General features: G+C 67.6%; 9 protein-coding genes and 1 rRNA gene. All 10 read right to left on the reverse strand.

All coding sequences use genetic code 11. The annotated features are described in order from the left end of the window. Positions 1–47 precede the first annotated feature (47 nt). On the reverse strand, positions 48–734 hold the full coding sequence (locus ACWEQO_RS12455) for a MerR family transcriptional regulator (protein WP_452981928.1): 687 nt from the start codon (positions 732–734) through the stop codon (positions 48–50). A 236-nt stretch (positions 735–970) separates the two neighbouring features. Then, positions 971–1,444 carry a bifunctional nuclease family protein gene (locus ACWEQO_RS12460; RefSeq protein WP_003988851.1) on the reverse strand — a complete coding sequence of 158 codons (474 nt, stop codon included), beginning with the start codon at positions 1,442–1,444 and terminating at the stop codon, positions 971–973. Between the two features lie 83 nt (positions 1,445–1,527). Further along, the gene (gene ftsR / locus ACWEQO_RS12465; RefSeq protein WP_361460414.1) at positions 1,528–2,271 is read right to left on the reverse strand and encodes a transcriptional regulator FtsR; all 744 of its coding nucleotides are present in this window, start codon (positions 2,269–2,271) and stop codon (positions 1,528–1,530) included. Positions 2,272–2,317: 46 nt separating this feature from the next. Next, positions 2,318–3,241, reverse strand: a complete 924-nt coding sequence (locus ACWEQO_RS12470) for an FHA domain-containing protein (RefSeq protein ID WP_361460412.1) — start codon at positions 3,239–3,241, stop codon at positions 2,318–2,320. A 61-nt stretch (positions 3,242–3,302) separates the two neighbouring features. Next, a complete protein-coding gene (locus ACWEQO_RS12475; RefSeq protein WP_361460410.1) occupies positions 3,303–4,196 on the reverse strand; it encodes a DUF881 domain-containing protein in 894 nt (297 codons plus the stop codon). A gap of 5 nt (positions 4,197–4,201) precedes the next feature. Continuing rightward, positions 4,202–4,534: a small basic family protein gene (locus ACWEQO_RS12480; RefSeq protein WP_003988855.1), complete on the reverse strand. Its 333-nt coding sequence runs from the start codon at positions 4,532–4,534 to the stop codon at positions 4,202–4,204. After that, entirely contained in the window at positions 4,531–5,445 is a 915-nt protein-coding gene (locus tag ACWEQO_RS12485) for a DUF881 domain-containing protein (protein ID WP_452981933.1), read from the reverse strand. The genes ACWEQO_RS12480 and ACWEQO_RS12485 overlap by 4 nt, the downstream gene beginning before the upstream one ends. Before the next feature lie 133 nt (positions 5,446–5,578). Beyond that, positions 5,579–8,074 carry a sugar phosphate nucleotidyltransferase gene (locus ACWEQO_RS12490; protein ID WP_452981936.1) on the reverse strand — a complete coding sequence of 832 codons (2,496 nt, stop codon included), beginning with the start codon at positions 8,072–8,074 and terminating at the stop codon, positions 5,579–5,581. A 115-nt stretch (positions 8,075–8,189) separates the two neighbouring features. Continuing rightward, entirely contained in the window at positions 8,190–8,798 is a 609-nt protein-coding gene (locus tag ACWEQO_RS12495) for a CDP-alcohol phosphatidyltransferase family protein (RefSeq protein ID WP_452981939.1), read from the reverse strand. 109 nt (positions 8,799–8,907) lie between these two features. After that, positions 8,908–9,002, reverse strand: a 5S ribosomal RNA gene (gene rrf, locus ACWEQO_RS12500); the annotation flags it as partial.

Below are 9,002 nucleotides of genomic sequence, written 5' to 3' on the forward strand. Positions count from 1 at the left end.
CCACCGACCGCCCCGAACGGCACGGGTCGCCCAGCCGGCCCGACGGCTCAGACCGCGCGGTTCCGCCGCCGCGCCAGCTCGTCCGCCGGGTTGGGCCCGATCAGCGTCTCCCCGGTGTCGACGCGCTCCCCGTGCAACTGGGACAGCGCGCTCTCGACATCCCGCCACACCACACCGACGGCGATCCCGAAAATCCCCTGGCCGCCCTGGAGCAGGGCATGCACCTCGTCCGGCGTGTCGCACTCGTAGACCGTGGCGCCGTCGCTCATCAGCGTCATGCGCTCCAGGTCACGGAAGCCCCGCTCCCGCAGATGCTGGACGGCGGTACGAATGTTCTGCAGCGACACCCCGGTGTCCAGGAACCGCTTGACGATCTTCAGGACGACGACGTCCCGGAAGCTGTACAGCCGCTGCGTCCCGGAGCCGTGCGCGGGCCGCACGCTCGGCTCGACCAGTCCCGTACGGGCCCAGTAGTCCAGTTGCCGGTAGGTGATGCCGGCGGCCGCGCAGGCCGTGGGGCCGCGATAGCCGATCTCCTCGGACACCATGGACGTCGTCGCCCCTCCGCCGCCCGGCACGGCCGCCGGCCGCTGCGGAGCATGATCGGCCGCACTGCCGTGATGGGCATACGCCCCGCTGGCGCGGAGCTGAGGGCCTGGGTGAGGGTACGGACCGCTCGCCCCGAGACCGTGTCCGGGGGCGCCCCCGGCCGTACCGTCGCCGGTGCTTCTCACGCCGACCTCCGTCCTCGACCTGCCTCCTCGACGGTAGGCAGTCACCAAGGGTGCGTCAACGATCGCCACACTCGGCACGCCGAGTGATAATCACCCTAAGAGTGGTTTCCCGTGCCCCACCGCGGGGAAAGGCTAGCCGAATGCACTTCTGTGCGGGTCGTGCGACGCCCTCGCACACCACCGGCCCGAGCGGGAATCCGGCGGGACGGTCACCGCTGCTCACCGACTGCCGCCGCTCACTGGCTGCTGGAGCCGAAGTCCTCCGGCGAGATCTGGTCGAGGAACTCGCGGAACTTCTCCACCTCGTCCTCCTGCTCGTCCGGGATGGCGATCCCCGCGTCGTCGAGGACCGTGTCGCTGCCGTAGATCGGCGTCCCCGTGCGCAGTGCCAGAGCTATCGCGTCGGACGGCCGGGCACTGACCTCCACGCCGCTGGCGAAGACCAGCTCCGCGTAGAAGACCCCCTCGCGCAGATCCGTGATGCGCACTTCCGTGAGCTCTTGGCCGACGGCTTCCAGCACGTCCTTGAAGAGGTCGTGGGTCAGCGGGCGCGCCGGAGCCATGCCCTGCTGGGCGAAGGCGATGGCCGTCGCCTCCCCCGGCCCGATCCAGATGGGGAGGTACCGGTCGCCTCCCACTTCACGCAGCAGCACGATCGGTTGGTTCGAGGGCATTTCGACCCGGACACCTACGACATCGAGCTCGTTCACACAGCAACCCTAGGCCGTGCCCGGGACGTTTGGGTAGTCGGGCCGGGATCAGGTGGCCGATCCGGCCGCTCGTCCCGTGCCCCTCAGGGCAGCCGCACTCCGAGCGCCGAGCTCACCAGCGCGGCGTGCAGCTTCACCGTGAGACCGGCGAGCTCCTTCGCACGCGCCTGCGCATGGGCCCTGGTCTGCGGGTTTCGGTGGCGTTTGAGCGGGGCGACGACTTGGTCCACCAGCCCGGCCTCCCGCTCCGCGGCGGCCTTCATCGCCCTCAGGTGTCTCGGCTCGATCCCGAACCGCCCCAGCTCGATGATGAGACCGGCGACGGTGACCGCCTCGGCGTCGTACACCTCGTCCTCGACGGGAGCGAGCAGCCCGTAGGACTCCCACTCCGCGAGCTGCTCCTGGTCGATGCCGGCGGCCGCCAGCAGCTGCGCCCGCCCGATCCGGGCCGCCGTGGAGGCGGGATCGGCGGACGGCTCGGGGGCGGCTTCCCCCTCCCGCTGCCGGGACAGCACCGGCAGCGGGAGGGCCTCTCCGCGCTCCATCGCCTCCAAGTGCTCACGGATCACCTTGAGCGGCAGATAGTGGTCCCGCTGCATCCTCAGGACATGACCGAGTCGCTCGACGTCCGCCGCGCTGAACTTGCGATACCCCGAGGGGGTCCGCTGCGGCTCGATGAGCCCCTCCGACTCCAGAAAGCGGATCTTGGAGATGGTGACTTCGGGGAATTCCTCACGCAGTGCGTTCAGCACCGTGCCGATGCTCATCAGTCCGGTTTCCGCTGCGGCGGTGCCGTGCCCGGCACCGCCGCTCGGTGTGTGAAGCATGGACCTTCCCTGGGGTCAGGGTGCCCCGGACGGAACCCGGGGAGGGTCAGTAGCCCCGCTGGCTCGCGTAGAACACCAGCCGGTACTTGCCGATCTGCACCTCGTCACCGTTCGACAGCCCGACCTGGTCGATGCGCTCGCGGTTGACGTACGTGCCGTTCAGACTGCCCACGTCGGCCACCGTGAAGGAACCGTCCTGGCCGCGGCGGAACTCCACGTGCCGGCGCGAGACCGTCACGTCGTCCAGGAAGATGTCGCTCTGCGGGTGCCGGCCGGCCGTCGTCAGGTCTCCGTCCAGCAGGAAGCGGCTGCCCGAGTTCGGCCCGCGGCGCACGACCAGGAGTGCCGAACCCACCGGCAGCGCGTCGACGGCCGCCTGCGCCTCGGGCGACAGCATCGGCATCTGCGTCTGGCCGGTGGCCTCCGCGTCATAGGCCTCGAGACCGGAGATGGAGATGGTGGAGGTCGTCTCGGAGGGACGCTCCGGGGCGACTCCCGGCCGGAGCGGAGCTCCACAGTTGGAGCAGAACCGGCTGTTCTCCGCGTTGCGGTTACCGCACCTCGCACATACCAGGACCGACATGGACGGATCCTCCTGCCCACCGGGGGCTTGGGACGCGTACGGGCCGGAGAACTCTCCACCCGTACCTGAGGTTGACGGTTGCCCGAAACCTATGCCGCTCGACTGCGCAGGGTCAACCGACGGCGCGCCCTGGCCGCCCACCTGGTCCCTGAACAGTGGACGTGAGCCTTCCGCCTCCGGCTGTGCGCGATGCCGGGCAGTCTCGCTGTCGCGGCCTTCTCGTGCGCTCTTGCCGAACAACTTCCCAAACAACTTCACGGGCGATTCCCCTTGACCGAAACAGACCCGCCCGTGGGGCAGGACGAACCCTGACTGAACACATTGGCCGACCCGGACATCCTCACAACGTCCGTATCCACCAGACAGTTTCCACCACGCACCACCCATTCGGTGCGCCGACCCCCCGCAACCTCTTGCCCTCGCCGGACACCCGCCATGCACCCCCGGTTCACTGGGAGGACGACCGAGCGTAGTCAGGCTGCTTCGCCGGCCGCAAGGCATCCACGACGATCTTGGCCGACCTCTCCACGGAGGCGGTGGCCTGTTCCTTCTCGAGGGTCTGCACCACGCCTCCCGGGATGTTGAGCGCCGGTTCGAGATCCTGCGGCTTGCCGATGACCTTGAAACGATAGGGGGCAGTGATCTTGTTCCCGTCGACGCTCACTCCGTTGCCGGAATCGGACAGGTAGGTGCCCGCCACGACCCGCACGCCGTCCAACTGAATGGCTTCGGCCCCGGCCGCGCGCAGCTCCTGGACGGCATCGAGCAGCATGTTCGCCTTCACCATCCCCTTCGTGTCCTCGATGACCAACGTGATGCCCGGCCCCTGCGCGGCCACGGTGCCCGCCAGGATGCCGAGTTGCCGTTCCTTCTCGGCTGTCTGCCTGCGGGCCTCCTCGGCCTGGTCGGAGCTGTTCTCCAACTCGTCACGCTGCTTCTCGAGCCCTTGCTTCTCATCCTCAAGACGCTCCGTGCGGTCGTCGAGTTCATCGAGGATACGGACAAGATCTTCCTGGCGAGCGCCGCGCAGGGCACTGTCGCCCTCACTGTTCGAGGCGACCTGGACGGCCAGGCCGAAACCCAGGCCGAACAGCAACAGGGCGACGATGAGTTGAGCCCGGGTGATCCGTGGCGGCCACAGCCCCTTCACCAGCCGCTGCCGTCCTGTCAGGCCGGATCCGGGCGGCTCCGGCGGTGTCTCCCGGTCCTCGACCGCCGACGCGGGCGCCGGCGCGGGTACGGGCACCTCGTCGGGCAGCTCCTTGCGGAGGCTGCCACCGGCCGCCGGGTGCGGACCGGCCGTCGGCCCGGGCGCCGTCCTGTCGTGCTCGTGATCGCTCATCGGCCTCACGCCCGGAACACGTGCCGGCGGATCGCCGCGGCGTTGGAGAAGATCCGGATGCCGAGGACGACCACGACCCCGGTGGACAGCTGGGCTCCCACGCCCAACTTGTCGCCGAGGAAGACGATCAGCGCGGCCACCACCACGTTCGACAGGAACGACACCACGAAGACCTTGTCGTCGAAGATGCCGTCGAGCATGGCCCGCAGCCCGCCGAAGACGGCGTCGAGCGCCGCCACGACGGCGATCGGCAGGTAAGGCTCGACGACCGCCGGAACCTCGGGCCGGACCAGCAGGCCGGCCACGACTCCCACGACGAGGCCCAGTACGGCGATCACGATGTGCCCTTCTCAGTTACAGATGTCGTCTCGGTTATCGGTTGTGCGGTTCGCACGATCACACTCGGCGCGGCGGGCAGCCGCAGGGCGTCCTCCACCGAAAGTTCGGTACGGATGTCGTAGCTCTCCTCCAGGGCCTGCAGATACAGCCCGTCCGCACTGTTCTGGAACCGGCTGCTCAGCTGTCGGCCGTCCCCCACCGCGAGCACCGTGTACGGCGGTACCAGCGGCCTGTTGTCGACCAGTATCGCGTCTCCCGCAGCCCTGATCGCGGACAGGGCGGTCAGCCGCTGCCCATTGATCGAGACGGCCTCGGCTCCGGACTCCCACAGCCCGTTGACCACGCGTTGCATGTCACGGTCGCGGACCCGCCCGGTGTCGGAGAACCCGGAGGTCGACCGCGCGTCGCCGTCCCCGCCGACGCTCGTGTCCTTGGCGTCGTCCACCACGAGCTTCACTCCGGGGCCGTGCACCGCGACGGCGCCCGCCAGGACGCCCACCAGCTCGGTACGGTCGCCCTCCCCGCTGTGTTTGAGCGCCTCACGCTGGCGCGCTCCCACATCGTCACGGAGTGCGTCGACGCCGTCCTTGAGTCTGTCCGCCGCCTCGGTCTCGCGGTCGATCCTGTCGATCAGTTCTTCGCGCTCCTTGGCGACGACGGGGGCCGCCACCCTGGTTTGCGCAGCCCCGACGGTCACGATCAGGGCGGCGAACACCAGACCGAGGGCGAGCCCCAGTTTCGCCCTGAGGGTCTTCGGCATGCCGCCGCTGCCGTCGGCCTGCTTTCGCGCGGCGGCCTCGGCGTATCCCTCGTCGAGGCTGTGGTCCATCACGTTGGTGAGCAACGACATGGACGCGTCCGGGCGCGGAGGCCGCTGGGGTGTGCTCCGAACGGGGGGTTGCTGCGGCATGCCGCACATCGTCGCACGCCGCGGCCACTACCTCCGAACGGCCCCTACCGGCGTGCCGGACAGGCCCCGTTGGGGAGACTTGTCCGGCACGCACGTGTACCGCTGGTTCCGCCTTCCGCCTTCCGCCTTCCGCCTATCGTCCCGCGCTGTCCACGACGGCTGCCCATTCGTCGAGCAGGGCCTGGGCCGAGGCGTCGTCGGGTCCCTCCGCCCACAGGTGGGTGACCGCCTCGGCCGGGTCGGGCAGCACCATCACCCATCGGCCGTCGGGCTCCACCACGCGTACACCGTCCGTGGTGTCCACGGAGCGTTCACCGGCCTCCTCGACGACCCGCCGCATCACCAGTCCCTTGACGGCCCACGGGGTCGCCAGATCGCGCTTGATCACGTGCGCGCGCGGGATCCGCGCGTCGATCTGGCTGAGGGTGAGCTGTGTCCTCGCCACCAGACCGATGAGCCGGACGAAGGCCGCGGTGCCGTCATAGACCCGGCTGAACTCCGGGACGATGAAACCGCCCTTGCCGTCACCGCCGAAGATCGTCCCCTCCTCCCCGCCCACGCGCGTCAGGTCGTCGGGCGAGGTGGTCGTCCACTCCACCTGCGTGCCGTGATAGGCCGCCACCTGCTCGGCGATCCTGGTGGTGGTCACGGGAAGCGCGACCCTGCCGCTGCGCCGCTCGGCCGCGATGAGATCGAGCAGGACCAGCAGCGCCCGGTCGTCCTCGATGATCCTCCCCTTCTCATCGACCAGGGACAGCCGCTCGCCGACGGGGTCGAACCTCACACCGAACGCGGCACCGGAGGACGCCACCATCTCTCCGAGCCGTACCAGCCCCGAGCGCCGCATATCGGCCGTCTCGGTCGGCCTGGACTCGTTCAGGCCGGGGTTGATGGTCAGCGAGTCGACACCGAGTTTGCCGAGCAGACTCGGCAGAACGAGCCCCGCGCTGCCGTTCGACGCGTCGACGACGACCTTCAGCCCGGATTCCGCGATTCCTGTGATGTCGACGTTCCGCAGCAGCGATCCGGTGTACGAGTCGAAGACGCTCGCCGGGAAGTGCAGATCCCCGATCTCTCCCGGGAACGCACGCCGGTACTCCTGTCGCGCGAACACCCGGTCCAGTTTACGTTGGCTGCCTTGTGAGAGGTCGGCACCCTGTCCGTCGAAGAACATGATGTCGACCGAGTCGGGCACGCCAGGTGTGGTACGGATCATGATGCCGCCCGCGCTGCCCCGCGCGGTCTGCTGCCGGGCCACGGGCAACGGCACGTTCTCCAGGTCCCGCACGTCGATGGCACTGGCCTGCAAGGCGGAGATGACCGCACGCTTCAGGGCACGGGCGCCACGGGAGTGGTCCCGGGCCGTGGTGACCGTCGCCCCCTTCTTCAGCGTCGTCGCGTAGGCGCCGGCCAGCCGCACGGCGAGTTCCGGAGTGATCTCGACGTTCAGGATTCCCGAGACCCCACGGGCTCCGAAGAGATGCGCCTGCCCCCTGGACTCCCAGATGACCGAGGTGTTGACGAAGGCGCCCGCCTCGATCGTCTTGAACGGGTATACCCGCACATTCCCTTGGACGATCGATTCCTCGCCGATCAGGCATTCGTCGCCGATGACGGCGCCGTCCTCGATCCGCGCCGCACGCATGACGTCGGTGTTCCTGCCGAGGACACAGCCCCGCAGGTTGCTGTGCGGGCCGACGTACACATTGTCGTGAACGACGGTCTTGTGCAGGAAAGCCCCGCTCTTCACGACGACGTTGGAGCCCACGACCGTGTGCTCACGGATCTCGGCGCCTGCCTCGACCTTGGCGTAGTCACCGATATAGAGCGGACCGCGCAAGACGGCATCAGGATGCACTTCGGCACCCTCGGCCACCCATACGCCCGGCGAGATCTCGAAACCGTCGATGTCGACGTCGACCTTGCCCTCCAGAACGTCGGCCTGCGCCTTCACGTAGCTCTCATGGGTGCCGACATCTTCCCAGTAGCCCTCGGCGATGAAACCGTAGACCGGTTTGCCTTCCTTCATCAGCTGCGGGAAGACATCACCGGACCAGTCGACGGGAACATCCGGCTCGACGTAGTCGAAGACCTCGGGCTCCATGACGTAGATTCCGGTGTTCACCGTGTCGGAGAAGACCTGTCCCCAGGTCGGCTTCTCCAGGAAACGCTCGACCTTGCCGTGCTCGTCCACGATGGTGATACCGAATTCCAGCGGATTGGGCACCCGGGTCAGACAGACCGTGACCAGCGCGCCCTTTTCCCTGTGGAAATTGATCAGCTCAGTGAGGTCGAAATCCGTCAGAGCATCGCCGGAGATGACAAGGAAGGTGTCGTCCTTCAACGCCTCCTCGGCGTTCTTGACGCTTCCCGCGGTACCGAGTGGCTTCTCCTCATTGGCATAGGTGAGCTCCATTCCGAGCTCTTCTCCGTCACCGAAATAGTTCTTGACCAGCGAAGCCAGGAACTGGACGGTCACAACGGTTTCGTTGAGCCCATGCTTTTTGAGCAACCGCAGAACGTGCTCCATGATCGGCTGATTGGCAACCGGCAGGAGCGGCTTGGGCATGCTTGAGGTCATGGGGCGAAGGCGTGTGCCTTCACCCCCGGCCATCACGACGGCCTTCATGTCGGAAGCGCCCTCCTCTAAGAGACGACGGTCTAGCCGACTTCACCCGCCAAAATTGTCCCGCACGTTTCGACTGCGGGCCACCGCGCCACTCTGCGCGTGCCAGTCAGCGAGCTCAGCCGGCCATGGCGTCCGCACGCACCAGGCGGCGGACCTGGACCACATAGAGGACTCCTGCCCACCAGTACAGCGTTGTACCCCATCCGGCGAACGCCCATCCGAAAACAGCGGCAAGTGACGAGATCCAACCGGTGCCGTCGCTGAGCAGGAGCAAGGGGAAGGCATACATCAGGTTGAAGGTGGCTGCCTTACCGAGGAAGTTCACCTGCGGCGGCGGATAGCCATACCTCCGGAGGACACCCACCATCACCAGCAGGACCAGCTCACGTGCCAGTAGTACGACCGTCAACCAGAGCGGAAGAATCTCGCGCCAGGTGAGTCCGAGCAGAGTCGACAGGATATAGAGCCGGTCGGCCGCGGGATCAAGAAGCCGGCCGAGGCTGCTGATCTGATTCCACCGTCGTGCGAGTTTGCCGTCCAGGTAGTCACTGACACCGCTCAGCGCGAGCACCAGAAGCGCCCAGCCGTCACTCTTCGGACCGCCGAACTCGGGCCTGAGGATCAACCATAGGAAGAGAGGGACGCCGAGAAGCCTCGCCATGCTGAGGATGTTCGGGATGGTGAGGACACGGTCCGTCTGGACGCGAGTCTCCTGGACCTCCACCCGGGGGCCTCCTGTGGGAAACGTACCAATGATGCTCACTGACCCTACCTCAACGCAAAAAAGCTCTGGCTCTTGGGCTGTGTGCCCAAGAGCCAGAGCTCTAAAAGAAGTTCGGCGGCGTCCTACTCTCCCACAGGGTCCCCCCTGCAGTACCATCGGCGCTCTGGGGCTTAGCTTCCGGGTTCGGAATGTAACCGGGCGTTT

The sequence above is a fragment of the Streptomyces sp. NPDC004051 genome, assembly GCF_053604275.1.